Origin of the sequence: Tropicimonas sp. IMCC34043, assembly GCF_003390845.1 — a bacterium.
Classification (GTDB): Bacteria; Pseudomonadota; Alphaproteobacteria; order Rhodobacterales; family Rhodobacteraceae; genus Tropicimonas.
The window spans coordinates 1132264-1146654 of record NZ_QMEK01000001.1 but is presented as its reverse complement, the minus strand read 5'-3'; the positions used below and the strand labels follow the sequence as shown (position 1 = coordinate 1146654).

Here is a 14391-nt window from a genome sequence, read left to right as displayed (position 1 = left end):
GCCGCGTTTGGGAAACCACGCCCCAGTTCCGACCGTTCAACCTGTGGGAAATGCCGCCATGAAGGACCTCGCCGACAACATTCCCGCCCTGATGGCCAACATCGGCGCCCGCGCCCGCACGGCGGCGGCCGAACTGGCCTTTGCGACGCCCGAGCAGAAGCGCGCCGCGCTGCTTGCTGCGGCCGATGCACTGTGGGACCGCCGCGCCGAGGTGCTGGCTGCCAACGCCAAGGATATGGAGTTCGGCCGCACCAAGGCGCTGTCACCGGCGATGCTGGACCGGCTGATGCTGGACGAGACCCGCATCCGCGGCACCGCCGACGGGCTGCGCGCGGTTGCGGCTCAGAAGGACCCGGTGGGCGAGACCATCGCCGAATGGGACATGCCGTCCGGGCTGCACATTCGCAGGGTGCGCACGCCGCTTGGCGTCGTGGGCGTGATCTATGAAAGCCGGCCCAACGTGACCGCCGACGCCGGAGCGTTGTGCCTGAAATCCGGCAATGCCGTGATCCTGCGCGGCGGGTCCGAGAGCTTTCATTCCTCGGCCGCGATCCATGCCTGCCTTGTGCAGGGTCTTGCCACCGCAGGCCTGCCCGCAGATGCGATCCAGCGCGTGCCGACCCGGGATCGCGCTGCGGTCTCGGAGATGCTGCACATGGTCGGCACCATCGACGTGATCGTGCCCCGCGGCGGAAAGGGGCTTGTCGGGCTTGTCCAGGCCGAGGCACGGGTCCCGGTCTTTGCCCATCTCGAGGGCATCTGCCATGTCTATGTCGACAAGGCCGCCGACCCCGAGAAAGCCCGCCGCGTGGTGATGAATGCCAAGACCCGCCGCACCGGCATCTGCGGTGCCGCCGAATGCCTGCTGGTGCATCGCGATCTGGCCGACAGCCTCGGCCAGCAGATCGTCGATGACCTGATTGCCGCCGGGGTCGAGGTGCGGGCCCGCGGGATGACCGGTTCCGTTCCCGCCGGGGATGATGATTTCGGCAAGGAATTCATGGATATGGTGATCGCAGCGAAGGTTGTGGATGATGTTGACGAGGCAATCGCGCACATCCGCACTTTCGGGTCGGGCCATACCGAGGCGATCCTGACCGAGGATGACGCTACGGCAGAGCGGTTCTTCCAGCGGCTCGACAGTGCCATCCTGATGCGCAATGCCTCGACCCAGTTTGCCGATGGCGGCGAATTCGGCATGGGGGCCGAGATCGGCATCGCCACCGGCAAGATGCACGCCCGCGGACCCGTGGGGGCCGAGCAACTGACGAGCTTCAAGTACCTTGTCGACGGCGACGGCACGATCCGCAGGTGACCGCCCCCATGCCCGGGCCGCGATGGGCCGGGGGTGGGTCAGAACCCGATGACGATCCCGCCCTCTGTCCGCTGCACGTCCAGCCGCCGGCCGAGGTTTTCGACCGCCTCGGGCAGCAGCGCGAAATGCACCCGCGCCGGGGTCAGTTCGGCCCGCGGTCCGGCACCGAGCCAGTTCCAGACCTCGTCCTCGATCCGCAACTTTTCGGAGGTTGCCTCGACCTGCCAGTGCACGCCGCTGCGGCCAACCCGGATCTGGCCGCCGAACGGCACGCCTGTTTCAAGGCAGAGCAGCGCCAGGAATGCGGCCTTGGCCTCACTGCGCCGACAGTCGACGGGCACTTCCCAGGCCACCTTTACCCGGCCTTGGCCATAATAGGCCTTCAGGATCGACAGTATCTCGGATCGCGCCAGACCCGCGTCGCCAGAGGCATGGCCAAAGGCCACCCGATAGAACCGGATCCTTGCGTTGGCATTGGCCACACTCTCGGCGATCAGGGCCAGTTCCGGCCCCACCTGACCGTCCATGGTCAACAGCTCGACCCCGTTGCCGATCGCGCCAATCGGGCTGATCAGATCGTGGCAGATCCGAGAACCGATCAGGTCGCCAAGATCGGTGTCGCTCGTCATCCTGTCATTGGACATGCGCGGCCTTCCGGGTCACAATGGGTCCATGATGGACCTGAACGCATTTCTCGAACCCGGCATGCTTGTGCGCCACCCCAATCAGCCCGATTGGGGGCTGGGACAGGTACAGTCGCGCATCGACCAACGGATCACCGTCAATTTCGAACACGCCGGCAAGGTCACGATCGACGGGCGTGTTATTGCCCTTCGACCGGAATTGCCCTGATCCCCGCAACAACGCAGAACCATTGCCAGATTCACCATCACACTACCGGGACCGCGACACAGGTCAAGCCGCGGCTCAGGCGAATGCTTGCCAAGCTGCCGGCAAGCCCCTAAAGACCCGCGGGACATGATGACAGGTTCCCAGCCCGTAGCCCGCGCGGCCGCCGCCCCGCAGTTCGAGGTCCGACTGGCCGAGTCCGAGGCCGATCTTCTGGCTGCGCATCGCCTACGCTATCAGGTCTTCGTGGCCGAGCTGGGCGGTGACGGGCCGCTGGTCGACCACGAGGCGCGGCTGGAGCGTGACCGCTTTGATCCGTTCTATGACCATCTGGTGCTGGTAGATCCGGCGCGCGATGCCGCGGCGCTCGACCATGTGGTGGGCGTCTATCGCCTGATGCCCGGAGAACGGGCGGTCGAGGCGGGGGGGTTCTATTCCGCCGGCGAATACGACCTGACCCCGCTGCTCGACTCTGGCCGGCGCCTGCTGGAACTCGGCCGCTCCTGCGTGCATCCCGAGTGTCGGGGCGGCACGGCGATGTACCACCTCTGGAACGGGCTTGCGCGTTATATCCTCGACCGCCAGATCGAGGTGCTGTTCGGCGTGGCGAGCTTCCATGGCACCGACGTCGCGGCGCTGGCACAGCCGCTGTCGTTTCTGCACCATGGCCATCTGGCGCCGCCCGAGCTGCGGGTGCGGGCGCTGCCCGAGCACAGCGCACCGATGGATATCCTGCCCGAGGACCGGGTGGTGCGGGCGCAGGCGGTTCGCCAGATCCCGGCGCTGATCAAGGGCTATCTCCGGCTTGGCGGCTGCGTCGGCGACGGAGCCTTCATCGATCACGAATTCAATACCACCGATGTCTGCCTGGTGATGGACACCGCGCGGATGAACGTGCGGCAACGGGCGCTCTATTCCGGCTATTCCGGCACCGGGACACGGGGATGAGCGCCACCTGGCGGTCCGAGGCGCCACCCGAGGCGGCGCGCCGCCTGAGCGTGGGCGACTGGGTGCGGGTGGTTCGGCGCGGCCTGCCGCTGGCGATCGTCACCTTTGGCTGCCTTGCGATCATGCTGATCCTGCGGCTGCTGGAACGGCCGCTGTTCGGGCTGCGCCGCCCGGTCACGCCCTGGCTGACCCGCTTCGTCTGTACCGCCGCCTTCGTCCTTTTGGGTATCCAACGCCGCGTGCGCGGCACCCCGATTCTGGGCGGCGGGGCGGTGGTCTCGAACCACTCGAGCTGGCTCGACATCTTTTCGCTCAATGCCGCGCAGCGGATCTATTTCGTCTCGAAGGCCGAAGTCGCGGCCTGGCCCGGCATCGGCTGGCTTGCCCGGGCGACCGGAACGGTATTCATCAACCGCGACCGACGCGAGGCAAGGGACCACACGAGCGTTCTGGAGACCCGGCTCATGGCGGGGCATAAGCTGCTGTTCTTTCCCGAAGGGACCAGCACCGACGGGCGCCGCATTCTGCCCTTCAAGACAACGCTGTTTCAGGCGTTCTTTACCGAGCACCTGAGGCCGGGCCTGCAGGTTCAGCCGGTAACCGTGGTCTATACCGCCCCAGAGGGCGAGGATCCGCGATTCTATGGCTGGTGGGGCGACATGGATTTCGGGCCGCATCTGCTGAAGATCCTCGCGGCGCCCCGGCAGGGCTCGGTCGAGGTGATCTATCACCCGGCGCTCCGCGTTGCAGATTTCGCGGGCCGAAAGGCGCTTGCCGCCGCCTGTGAGACGGCGGTGCGGTCCGGGATCCCGGGTCCCGTGCAGATCTCGGACAGCTGAGCCCGTCTTCCCTGCATCGGTCTGGCTGTGTTGAGAGGCCCGCCCTCAGCCCAGCCGCGGCACCAGCCGGTCGAGCGCCGCCACCGGATCTTCCGCCGACCAGATCTCGTCGCCGATGGCGAGGAAATCGGTGACCGGCGACAGGGCCTCTACCAGGGCGGGGCTTAGCCCGCCTTCGGCCACGACCGGAACTTCGATCATCTCGGACCACCACTCGAACAGGTCGCGGTCGGCCACCGTGCCGTCGCCAAGAGCCGTGTCCGAAACCGGCCCGAAGGCGGCATAGTCGGCTCCGGCCTCGGCTGCGGTGATCCCTTCGTGCCGCGAGGCGCCGCAGAAGGCGCCGACGATGGCGTCCTCTCCCAAGGCCTTGCGGGCGTCGCGGATGCCCCTGGAATTGCCAAGGTGCACCCCGTCGAGCCCGTGGCGTTCGACCAGCAGCAGGTGATCGGCGATCACCAGCGCCACGTCGCGGCCATGGCAGACCTCGCGGCAGGCATCGGCAGCCCGCGCGATGGCGTCCTCGTCGCGCCCGGCCAGCGCCAGCCGCACGCAGGCGACGGGGCGCGAATCCAGCACCCGCGCAAGACGGGCAGGAAAGATCGATAATTCGATCTCGGGGGGGGTGATCAGATAGATCTGCGGCTGTTCGGGCTCGGCCATGGCTCAGTTCCGGCTTCTGGATTGGTTTTGCGCCCTATAGCGCTCTTTCAGGCGGGGCACCATGCCCCATGCAGCCCCGGGACCGCGCCTTGAAGGCCGGCCGGGGGCGGCGTATCACCTCGGGGCCTGACAGACAAAGCGAGAGCCAATGCCCGATCCCGTCTTCATCCTCGTGCGCCCCCAGATGGGCGAGAACATCGGTGGTGCGGCGCGGGCCATGTGGAATTTCGGGCTGAACCGGATGCGGATGGTCGATCCGCGCGACGGCTGGCCGAACCCGCGCGCGGCCGCCCTGGCAAGCGGTGCGGGCCGGGTACTGGACCATGCCGGGATCTTTGCCACCACGGCCGAGGCGATTGCCGATTGCACCCATGTCTATGCCACCACGGCGCGTGGCCGCGGGCTGAGCAAGCGGGTGCTGACGCCGGAGGCCGCCATGGCCGAGGCGCGGGCGGCGACGGCTGCGGGCGGCCGGGTCGGCATCATGTTCGGGCCCGAGCGTGCAGGTCTGGAAAACGAGGACATCGCCCGGGCCGAAGCGATCATCACGGTGCCGGTGAATCCCGAATTCTTCTCGCTCAACCTCGCACAATGCGTGCTGCTGACGGCCTATGAGTGGCGCCGCCAGGCCGTTGACTTGCCCGAGGGCGACGAGATCGAGCGGGCCCCCGCGATCGAGGTCGAACGGCTGGCCGATCATTTCGAGACCCGGCTCGATCAGGCCGGGTTCTTCTTTCCGCCGACCAAGGCACCGGGGATGAAGGTTACGGTGCGCAACATGCTGTCGCGTCTGGCGCTGAGCCCAAGCGACGTGCAGATCTTTCACGGCATGTTGCGGCAATTGACCCGCCGCAAGCTCGCCCCGAACGGAACCGACGACGGCGAAGGTTGAGCCTCCCGCGACAGGAGTTATCTGATATGGCCGCAAAACGCAGCATTTTCGAAGACGTGGGCACGGAAAAGCGCGAGGCACCGCCGGTTGCCCGAACCGGTGTGATCGACCGCGCCCATGCCGGCGCCCGCGGCGCGATCCGGCTGTGGCTGATCGTGCTTTTCGCGCTGGTCGTCGCCATGATCGCCGTCGGCGGGCTGACCCGTCTGACCGATGCCGGGCTTTCGATCACCGAATGGGCCCCGGTGACGGGTGCGATCCCGCCGATGTCCGACGAAGCCTGGCAGGGCGAGTTCGCGAAATACCAGCAGATCCCGGAATTCGCCTTGCAGAACTCCCAGATGACGCTCGACGAGTTCAGGGGGATCTACTGGTGGGAATGGGGCCACCGGCAGCTTGGCCGTCTTGTGGGGCTGGTCTGGGCGCTGGGGCTTGGCTATTTCCTGCTGCGCCGTCAGGTGCCGACGGGCTGGACCTGGCGTCTGGTCCTGCCGGGGCTGCTTGGGGGTCTGCAGGGCGCCGTCGGCTGGTGGATGGTCTCTTCGGGGCTGGGGGCCGGCATGGTCGATGTCGCGCCCTATCGGCTGGCGATCCACCTTGAACTTGCCTTCGTGATCCTCGGGGTGCTGGCCTGGCATGTCATGCAGCTGTCCCGCCCCGACCGGGTGCTGATGCAGGCGCGGCGGCTGCGCGAGGCGCGGCTTTGGCGGCTGACGGCGGGTCTGGCTGGCGCGCTGCTGGTGCAGGTGCTGCTCGGCGCACTGGTGGCCGGCAACGATGCCGGGCGAAATTTCAACGACTGGCCGCTGATGGCCGGCGGCTTCTTTCCGCCCGATCCGTTCCAGCTGAGCCCCATCTGGCGCAACTTCTTCGAGGATCCGGGGCTGGTGCAGTTCGTCCACCGTATGGTCGGCTATGGCGTGTTCCTGTTCGGGCTTTTCGTCTGGTGGCAGAGCCGCAGCAGCGCGCATCTGCGCACAAGGCGCGCCTTTGACTGGATGATGGTGATGATTTTCGGGCAGGCGGTCCTGGGCGTCGTGGCGGTTCTGACTCAGGCGCAGGCACATGTGGCGCTGACCCATCAGCTGGTCGCGGTGGCGGTCTGGGTGCTGGTGCTGCGGGCACGGCACATGGCGGGCTATCCAGTGGTGCAATCGGTGCGGGAAAGGAAATAGCGCATGACGGCCTATGACGCGTTGCTTGCCTTCACCCGTGACACTCACGCCCTGGCCGAAGTTCTCGGGCGGCTGAGCTGGGATCAGGAGACGGTGATGCCGCGGGGCGCCGCGCCGCAACGCGCCGAGGAAATGGCAGCGCTTGAAAAGGTGCTGCACGGCCGCCGCAGCGACCCGCGTGTCGGCGAATGGCTGGCCGCGGCAGAGCCCTCGGATGACGTCGCCCGCGCCCAGATCCGGCTGATCCGGCGTGCCTATGACCGCGCCATGAAGGTGCCGGTCGATCTGGCCTCCGAGATCGCGCGCGTCACCAGCCTGTCGCAGGGGATCTGGGCCGAGGCGCGCGCCGCCGACGACGTGGCGGCCTTCCTGCCGACGCTGGCGCAGGTGGTCGATCTGGCCCGCGCCGAGGCCGCCGCGCTGGCCGATGGCGGCGATCCCTATGACGCCCTTCTGGACGGCCACGAACCCGGGATGTCGGGGGCGGCGATTGCGGCGCTGTTCGACAGCCTGCGTCCCGGTCTGGTCGATCTGCGCCAGCGCATCCTTGGCAGCGGGCGTGACATGGCCATCCTGCAGGGGCCGTTCGACGAGGCGGCGCAGCTGCGGCTGACCACGGAGTGCGCGCGCGCCTTCGGCTATGACCTTGACCGCGGACGGATCGACAAGGCGGTGCATCCGTTCAGTTCGGGCAGCGGGCTTGACGTACGGATCACCACGCGCACCAGCCCCGACGAGATCTTCGGCTGTCTTTATTCGACGATCCACGAGACCGGCCATGGCTGTTACGAACAGGGGATCGACAGGGCCTATCTGCTGACCCCGCTCGGCACCGGGGTGTCGATGGGCGTGCACGAAAGCCAGAGCCGGATCTATGAAAACCAGCTTGGCCGCAGCCGGGCCTTTGCGGGCTGGCTGCACGGGCGCTGCGTCGAGGCCTTCGGTGACATGGGGGTCGCAGGGGCGGACGCCTTCTATGGCGCGATGAACCGGGTCGAAGCGGGCTATATCCGCACCGAAGCCGACGAGGTGCACTACAACCTGCACATCATGCTGCGCTTCGATCTGGAACGGGCGCTGATCCGGGGCGCGCTGGAGGTGGCCGACCTCGAGGCGGCCTGGAACGACCGGTTCAAGGCCGATTTCGGGGTGGCGGTCGACCGGCCCTCGAACGGGGTGCTGCAGGACGTTCACTGGCCGGTCGGGTTGTTCGGCTATTTCCCGACCTACACGCTTGGCAACGTCTATGCGGGCTGCCTGTTCGAGGCATTGCAGCGCGACGTGCCGGAATGGGAGCCTGCGCTTGCCACGGGCGATGCCGGGCCGGCGACGGGCTGGCTGCGCGAGAGGGTGCAGCAATATGGCGGGCTTTACGAGGCGCCGGCGCTGATCGCGCAGGCGACCGGTGCCGCGGTTTCGGCCCAGCCGCTGCTGCGCTATCTCGAAACGAAGTTCGCGGATCTCTACGATCTGTGAGTCGGCGCGGGGCGCGGCCTCCGAGGGCCGCTCATTATGGCGATGAGCACGACCAGCGCGGCGCTGAACACCGCCAGCAGGTCGCCGATATCGCGGATGCCGAAGGGCGGGCTGACCAGCCGCATCGCCAAGGAATAACCGGCGTCGACGATTGCGGCCACGCTTTGACCGGCCGCGTGCCGGCAGGGCAATGAGTTTGCCCCGCCGAACGCCTTATTTCTCGGGGATCAGGCCGCGGGGACTGAATCGCAGCACCAGCAGCAGCACGACACCCATGGTCAGCAGGCGGATGTGCTGGACACTGTCGAGCAGATGCAGCCGCAGCCCCGAGTCCTCGGGCAGCGGCATGGTGATCAGGTTCATCACGAAACCGCCGATCGGTTCGACCTGAATCCACAGCCACCAGATCAGGAAGCCGCCCAGCACCGAGCCCCAGTTGTTGCCCGACCCGCCGACGATCACCATCACCCAGATCAGGAAGGTATAGCGCAGCGGCTGATAGGTTCCTGGCGTCAACTGCCCGTCGAGCGTGGTCATCATCGCCCCGGCCATGCCGCAGATCGCAGAGCCGAGGATGAAGATCTGCAGATGCCTGCGGGTGACGTTCTTGCCCATCGCCTCGGCCGCGACCTCATTGTCGCGGATCGCCCGCATCATCCGGCCCCAGGGCGATTTCAACGCCAGTTGCGTCAGCAGGATCAACGCCAGCAGCACGGCGGCGAAGAGGCCGGTATAGCACAGCTTGACCCAGAGCGAGGAGGCCGTGGCCGGGTCGAGCCCAAGCTCGGTGGCGCGGGCGACGAATTCGGGGGTGTCCTGCAGGTCGATCTCGTAGGGGACGGGACGGGGCAGGCCGACGACGTTCTTGACCCCGCGGCCGAGCCAGTCCTCGTTCTTCAGGACCGCGATGATGATCTCGGCGATGCCGAGCGTCGCGATGGCAAGGTAGTCCGAGCGCAGGCCAAGCGCTGTCTTGCCGATGCCCCAGGCCGCCGCCGCGGCCAGCAACCCGCCGACCGGCCAGGCGATCAGGATCGGCAGGCCAAGCCCGCCGAGATAGCCGGTGGAGGCCGGATCGATCGCCTCGATCGCGTCGCGCGCGGGATCGAAGGCCCAGCGGTAGAGCACGAAGCCAACGGCAAAGATCGCGGCGACCGCGAGTGCGCGTCGGCGCCCCGGTTGCATCCGGCGGAAGGTCGCGATGCCCGCAGCGATCGTGCCGGCGCCGAAGGCGAGGGCGGCCAGCATGCGCGCACCGCCCGCGGCCCAGGCCTCGGTCACCGGCGGCATCGAGACGAGGACTGTCGCCAGCCCGCCAAGTGCCACGAAGCCCATGATACCGACGTTGAAAAGCCCCGCGTATCCCCACTGGATATTGACGCCGAGCGCCATGACCGCCGAGATCAGGCCCATGTTGAAGATCGCCAGCGCCGTGTTCCAGCTTTGCATCATGCCGGTCGCGATATAAAGCGCCGCAACGAGGGCGAAGAGGGCTGCGTTTCTCATACCGCTTTTCCCCGGAACAGGCCGTATGGCTTGAAGATCAGCACGATCACCAGGATCGTGAACGAGACCGCATATTTGTAGTCGGTCGACAGCAGCTGCATCAGGCTGTCAGGCGCCAGGCTGGCCGGCAGGAAGTAGGTCGCGACCTTCTTCCAGGCATAGGTCAGCGTGACCTCGGAGAAGGCGATGATATAGCCGCCGACAATCGCGCCGAGCGGATTGCCAAGCCCGCCGACGATGGCGGCTGCGAACATCGGCAGCAGCAGCTGAAAATAGGTGAAGGGCTTGAACGACTTGTCGAGGCCATAGAGCACGCCCGCGGTGGTGGCGAGGATCGCAGCGAGGATCCAGGTGATCCGCACCACCCGTTCGGGGTTGATCCCCGACAGCAGCGCGAGATCCTCGTTGTCGGAATAGGCGCGCATCGACTTGCCCATCTTGGTGCGGTCGAGAAACCAGAACAGCGCCGCGACCGCGATGATCGTGACGACGATGGTCAGCCCCTGCGATGCCTTGAAGGCCAGCCCCTCCTCAAGACCCGTCATCTCCTTGAACTGGCGCGCATTGATGATGAACCGCGCGCCGTCCTCGAACCGTTGCTCGCCCGGGCCGATGATGACGCGGACGATGCCGTTGAGGATGAACATGACGCCGAGCGACACCATGACAAGGATGATCGGCTTGGCCTTTTGCTGGCGGTAGAAGCGATAGACCACGCGGTCGGTCGCCAGCAGCAGGGCGGCCGTGACCACGATGCCGAAGGGCAGGGCCAGCAGCGCCGTCGGCAGCGGCGCGATCGAGATCCCCATGTTTTGAAAGGCCCAGGTGAACAGGATCGTCACCATGGCGCCAAAGGCCATGGTGTCGCCATGGGCGAAGTTCGAGAACCGCAGGATGCCATAGATCAGCGTCACCCCGAGCGCGCCGAGCGCAAGCTGGCTGCCATAGGACAGCGCCGGGATCAGCACGAAATTGGCGAGCACCACGACGGCGTTGAGAATATCCATGTCAGCCGTTCCTTCTGGGGCGGTTGCGGCCGGGTCGGGCCGGGGCGGCGGGCTGGCCGGGTGCCATCATTCCGTCCCCCCGAGGAAGCTTTTTCGCACCTGCGGATCGGCCAGCAGCGCCTTGCCGGATCCTGTGTGGGCATTGCTGCCCTGCACCAGCACATAGCCCTTGTCGGCAATCTCGAGCGCCTGCCGGGCATTTTGTTCGACCATCAGGATCGAGATGCCGGTGCGGGCGACCTCGATGATCCGGTCGAAAAGCTCGTCCATGACGATGGGCGAGACACCGGCGGTCGGTTCGTCGAGCATCAGAAGCGAGGGACGCGTCATCAACGCCCGGCCGACTGCGACCTGCTGGCGCTGGCCGCCCGAAAGCTCTCCGGCGGCCTGACGGCGTTTGTCCTTCAGGATCGGGAACAGCTCATAGACCTGCTCCATGGTGCCGCGAATGTCGTCCTGGCGCAGGAAGGCGCCCATCTCGAGGTTTTCCTCGACCGTCATCGAGGTGAAGATATTGTGGGTCTGGGGCACGAAGCCCATGCCCATGGCGACCCGGGCCTGCGGGGTCAGCGCGGTGATGTCCTGTCCGTCGAGCCGCACCGCGCCAAGCCGCAGATCGACCATGCCGAACACCGCCTTCATCGCCGTCGACTTGCCGGCGCCGTTCGGGCCGACGATCACCGCGATCTGGCCCTTGTCGACGGCAATGGTGCAGTCGTGCAGGATGTCCGCGCCGCGGCCATAGCCGCCGGTCATCGCCTCGCCGATCAGGAAAGGCTCGGGTTTGCCCGCCATCTGCGGGTCGGCGCCGCTCATGCCTGGCTCTCCGCCTTGACGCGGTTTTTCAGCCCGGTGCCCAGATAGGCCTCGATCACTGCCTCGTTCTCCATGATGTGCTGGGCCTTGCCCACTGCTAGCACCTTGCCCTCGGCCATGCAGATCACCGGATCGCAAAGCCGGGCGATGAAATCCATGTCGTGCTCGATCAGGCAAAAGGTATAGCCGCGTTCCTGGTTCAGGCGCAGAATGGCGTCGCCGATGGTGCGCAAAAGCGTCCGGTTCACCCCGGCGCCGACCTCGTCGAGGAAGACGATCTTCGCATCGACCATCATGGTGCGGCCCAGTTCCAGCAGCTTTTTCTGCCCGCCCGAAAGATTGCCGGCCTTCTCGTCGGCCAGATGGTCGATGGTCAGGAAGGCCAGCACCTCGTCGGCCTTGGCGCGCAGCGCCTTTTCCTCGCGCGCGATCCGGCGGCGCTGGGTCCAGGTGTTCCACAGGGTTTCGCCGGCCTGGTCGCCCGGCACCATCATCAGGTTCTCGCGCACCGTCATCGATCCGAACTCGTGCGCGATCTGGAAGGTCCGCAGCAGGCCCTTGTGGAACAGCTCGTGCGGCGGCAGCCCGGTAATGTCGTGATCGCCCATGAAGACCCGCCCCGAAGTCGGCGGCAGCACACCCGCGATGACGTTGAACAGGGTCGACTTGCCGGCGCCGTTGGGGCCGATCAGCCCGGTGATGGAGCCTTCGGCGATCTCGATGCTGGCCCCGTCGACGGCATGGAAACCGCCGAAATGCCGGTGCAGGTTCTCGACCCGTATCATTCGCGTTCCTTCGTGCTGGCGCGTCGTCTTAGGACAGACGAACGGCCCGGGAAAGATCCGGGCCGCTCGACACTGCGCAAATTGTGGCCGGAACGGCACTAGTTGCCGTTCGGACGGCTGCTCAGCGATAGCCGAGCGTCACGAACTTGCCGTCCTCGACATCGACCACGCGATAGCTGCCAGCCGATTCGCCGACCGGCAGGAACTCGACCGCGGTCGCGCCGACGTAGTCGACGTCACCGCCCGCGGCGAGGATATCGAGCGCCTTCACAAGCTCGCCGGGGAAGATCTGCTCGCCCGGCGCGTTGGCGACATCCATCACCTTGTCCTTGTAGACCGAGGGGTCGGCCGAGCCCGCCGCCTGCATCGCCAGCAGGATCAGCGCCGCCGCGTCATAGCTTTCGCCCGAGAAGATCGCGGTCGCGTCGAAGGCGCCGTTGACAAGCTCGGCGTATTTCTCGGCGCCCGGCGTGTCGTTGCCCGGCATCTGCCCGGTCGAACCGTCGATCGCGTCGCCGAACTTGGCGGTCAGCGAATCCGACACCATGCCGTCGGGGAAGTGGAACGTGTCGAACCCGCCGGTATCGAGCGAGGCCTGCACGATGCCGGCGCCGCCGCGGTCGGCATAGCCTGCGACCACCAGCAGGTCACCGCCGGCAGAGGCCAGCGCGCCGACCTCGGCCGAATAGTCGCCCTTGTCGTCCTCGTGCGCGGCCGAAATGGTGATCTCGCCGCCCGCGGCCGTGAACGCCTGTTCAAAGCTGTCGGCGAGGCCCTTGCCGTAGTCGTTGTTGGTATAGGTCAGGGCAACCGACTTGATGCCGTTGCCGATCAGGATGTCGGCCATCACTTCGCCCTGACGGGCATCGGACGGCGCGGTGCGGAAAAACAGGCCGTTGTCCTCGGCGGTCGACAGCGACGGCGAGGTGGCCGAGGGCGAGATCATGACCATGCCGTTCGGCATCGCGACATTGGCCAGAACCGCGCCGGTGACGCCCGAGCAGGCCGCGCCGACAATGCCCTTGACCCCATCCGAGGTGATCAGCCGTTCGGCCGCTGCGGTGGCCGCTGCGGCGTCGACGCAGGTCGAGTCGGCACGCACCGGCACGACGGTATCGCCGCCCAGAAGCTTGCCGCTGTCGCTGACTTCCTTGAGGGCGAGTTCGGCGCCAGCCCCCATCGGAACCGCCATGGATTCGATCGGACCGGTGAAGCCCAGCAGAACACCGATCTTTACCTCTTCGGCGGTCGCGGCGGTGGCGAGCATTGTCGCTGCACTTGCCAGCAGAAGTTTCCTCATACGTAATCTCCCTGTTTCAGGTCGTCCCGGGGCGGAGGTTAGGCGTCATTTTGCCGATTGAAAAGCGTTCCCAATGGCTAAAGCCGGTGCCATCCCCCGTGGCGGTGCAGGGGTTTGGGCCGGTCGTGCGGGTTCTGAACAAGGTCGCGACACGGCATCCAGAGAGCCTTCGGCGACCGTGCCGCGACAAAAGTCGCCAATACGAGCGCTCTTGACCGCATTGCAGGGAAATGGCGCAATCTGCAGGGTCCGTCGGCTGACACCGGCGGGTGACGGATCGGGCCTCTGCCCGGTGCCTGTCAGCGACAGTGTGCAGCATAGGGGACCGCGATGACCCGAACGATCAAGTTTGCCGCAGCCCTTTTCCTTCTCGCCTCGGGCGCTTTGGCAGGACCCGACATGGAATGTCCCGGCAGCAGCCAGATAGAGATCGGCGCTTGCGTGCACGAGACGCTCGGCCGGGTCGATGCGGCCGTCGACGCCGCGCTGGGATTTGCGATGACCTCGGCGGTCGAGCTTGACCGGATAACCGGGCGGTCGGTCGCGGAACCGGCGCTGACGGCCGGGCAGGCGGCCTGGGCGGGTTATCGCGATGCCCATTGCGCCTTTGTCGGCGCGACCTATGGCGGCGGCTCGGGAACCGGGATTGCCATCGAATCCTGCCGCATCATGCTGGGTCGGGCGCGGGTCGAGGATCTGCTGACCTACGCCCGCTGAGCCCGCGGCCGCTCGGCCGGGCCGATGCGCCTCGGGTCGCGACCGCGCGGGTCGGCCGCAAGTGTCGACCATCCCGGCAAAGCCGCCGAGGATTGCCGGAATA

General features: G+C 66.7%; 15 protein-coding genes. 8 read left to right on the top strand and 7 right to left on the bottom strand.

Going from position 1 to position 14391, the window contains the following annotated elements; all coding sequences use genetic code 11:
• Nucleotides 1–7 precede the first annotated feature (7 nt).
• Nucleotides 8–1315: a glutamate-5-semialdehyde dehydrogenase gene (locus DQG17_RS05350; protein WP_255415653.1), complete on the top strand. Its 1308-nt coding sequence runs from the start codon at nucleotides 8–10 to the stop codon at nucleotides 1313–1315.
• Between the two features lie 38 nt (nucleotides 1316–1353).
• On the opposite strand, the gene DQG17_RS05345 is transcribed toward DQG17_RS05350, so the two are convergent.
• Nucleotides 1354–1959: a histidine phosphotransferase family protein gene (locus DQG17_RS05345; protein ID WP_369907986.1), complete on the bottom strand. Its 606-nt coding sequence runs from the start codon at nucleotides 1957–1959 to the stop codon at nucleotides 1354–1356.
• 28 nt (nucleotides 1960–1987) lie between these two features.
• Between DQG17_RS05345 and DQG17_RS05340 the strand changes: the two genes are divergently transcribed.
• The 3 genes from DQG17_RS05340 to DQG17_RS05330 all read left to right on the top strand — a co-directional run bounded on the left by DQG17_RS05340 (nucleotide 1988) and on the right by DQG17_RS05330 (nucleotide 3951).
• The gene (locus DQG17_RS05340; RefSeq protein ID WP_116132601.1) at nucleotides 1988–2167 is read left to right on the top strand and encodes a DUF3553 domain-containing protein; all 180 of its coding nucleotides are present in this window, start codon (nucleotides 1988–1990) and stop codon (nucleotides 2165–2167) included.
• Between the two features lie 129 nt (nucleotides 2168–2296).
• Nucleotides 2297–3112 carry a GNAT family N-acetyltransferase gene (locus DQG17_RS05335; RefSeq protein ID WP_116132600.1) on the top strand — a complete coding sequence of 272 codons (816 nt, stop codon included), beginning with the start codon at nucleotides 2297–2299 and terminating at the stop codon, nucleotides 3110–3112.
• Nucleotides 3109–3951, top strand: a complete 843-nt coding sequence (locus DQG17_RS05330) for a 1-acyl-sn-glycerol-3-phosphate acyltransferase (RefSeq protein WP_116131703.1) — start codon at nucleotides 3109–3111, stop codon at nucleotides 3949–3951. Before DQG17_RS05335 ends, DQG17_RS05330 begins: the two co-directional genes overlap by 4 nt.
• Nucleotides 3952–3996: 45 nt before the next feature.
• On the opposite strand, the gene DQG17_RS05325 is transcribed toward DQG17_RS05330, so the two are convergent.
• Nucleotides 3997–4614: a thiamine phosphate synthase gene (locus DQG17_RS05325; protein ID WP_116131702.1), complete on the bottom strand. Its 618-nt coding sequence runs from the start codon at nucleotides 4612–4614 to the stop codon at nucleotides 3997–3999.
• Between the two features lie 148 nt (nucleotides 4615–4762).
• Between DQG17_RS05325 and DQG17_RS05320 the strand changes: the two genes are divergently transcribed.
• The 3 genes from DQG17_RS05320 to DQG17_RS05310 are packed head-to-tail and all read left to right on the top strand — an operon-like array spanning nucleotide 4763 to nucleotide 8157.
• Nucleotides 4763–5506: an RNA methyltransferase gene (locus DQG17_RS05320; protein ID WP_116131701.1), complete on the top strand. Its 744-nt coding sequence runs from the start codon at nucleotides 4763–4765 to the stop codon at nucleotides 5504–5506.
• Nucleotides 5507–5532: 26 nt separating this feature from the next.
• The gene (ctaA, locus tag DQG17_RS05315; protein ID WP_116131700.1) at nucleotides 5533–6681 is read left to right on the top strand and encodes a heme A synthase; all 1149 of its coding nucleotides are present in this window, start codon (nucleotides 5533–5535) and stop codon (nucleotides 6679–6681) included.
• 3 nt (nucleotides 6682–6684) lie between these two features.
• Nucleotides 6685–8157, top strand: a complete 1473-nt coding sequence (locus DQG17_RS05310; protein WP_116131699.1) for a carboxypeptidase M32 — start codon at nucleotides 6685–6687, stop codon at nucleotides 8155–8157.
• 213 nt (nucleotides 8158–8370) lie between these two features.
• Here the strand turns inward: DQG17_RS05310 and DQG17_RS05305 are convergent, their stop codons facing one another.
• The 5 genes from DQG17_RS05305 to DQG17_RS05285 form a co-directional block, all read right to left on the bottom strand.
• Nucleotides 8371–9663, bottom strand: a complete 1293-nt coding sequence (locus tag DQG17_RS05305; protein ID WP_116131698.1) for a branched-chain amino acid ABC transporter permease — start codon at nucleotides 9661–9663, stop codon at nucleotides 8371–8373.
• Nucleotides 9660–10670: a branched-chain amino acid ABC transporter permease gene (locus tag DQG17_RS05300; protein ID WP_116131697.1), complete on the bottom strand. Its 1011-nt coding sequence runs from the start codon at nucleotides 10668–10670 to the stop codon at nucleotides 9660–9662. Before DQG17_RS05300 ends, DQG17_RS05305 begins: the two co-directional genes overlap by 4 nt.
• 66 nt (nucleotides 10671–10736) lie before the next feature.
• Nucleotides 10737–11486, bottom strand: a complete 750-nt coding sequence (locus DQG17_RS05295) for an ABC transporter ATP-binding protein (RefSeq protein ID WP_198666028.1) — start codon at nucleotides 11484–11486, stop codon at nucleotides 10737–10739.
• Complete coding sequence (locus tag DQG17_RS05290) at nucleotides 11483–12271, bottom strand: ABC transporter ATP-binding protein (protein ID WP_116131696.1); 789 nt, start codon at nucleotides 12269–12271, stop codon at nucleotides 11483–11485. The genes DQG17_RS05295 and DQG17_RS05290 overlap by 4 nt, the downstream gene beginning before the upstream one ends.
• A gap of 121 nt (nucleotides 12272–12392) precedes the next feature.
• Nucleotides 12393–13571 carry an ABC transporter substrate-binding protein gene (locus tag DQG17_RS05285; protein ID WP_116131695.1) on the bottom strand — a complete coding sequence of 393 codons (1179 nt, stop codon included), beginning with the start codon at nucleotides 13569–13571 and terminating at the stop codon, nucleotides 12393–12395.
• Nucleotides 13572–13901: 330 nt separating this feature from the next.
• Here DQG17_RS05285 and DQG17_RS05280 point away from each other — a divergent pair, with 330 nt between their 5' ends.
• The gene (locus DQG17_RS05280) at nucleotides 13902–14288 is read left to right on the top strand and encodes a lysozyme inhibitor LprI family protein (RefSeq protein ID WP_232829329.1); all 387 of its coding nucleotides are present in this window, start codon (nucleotides 13902–13904) and stop codon (nucleotides 14286–14288) included.
• Nucleotides 14289–14391: the final 103 nt, after the last annotated feature.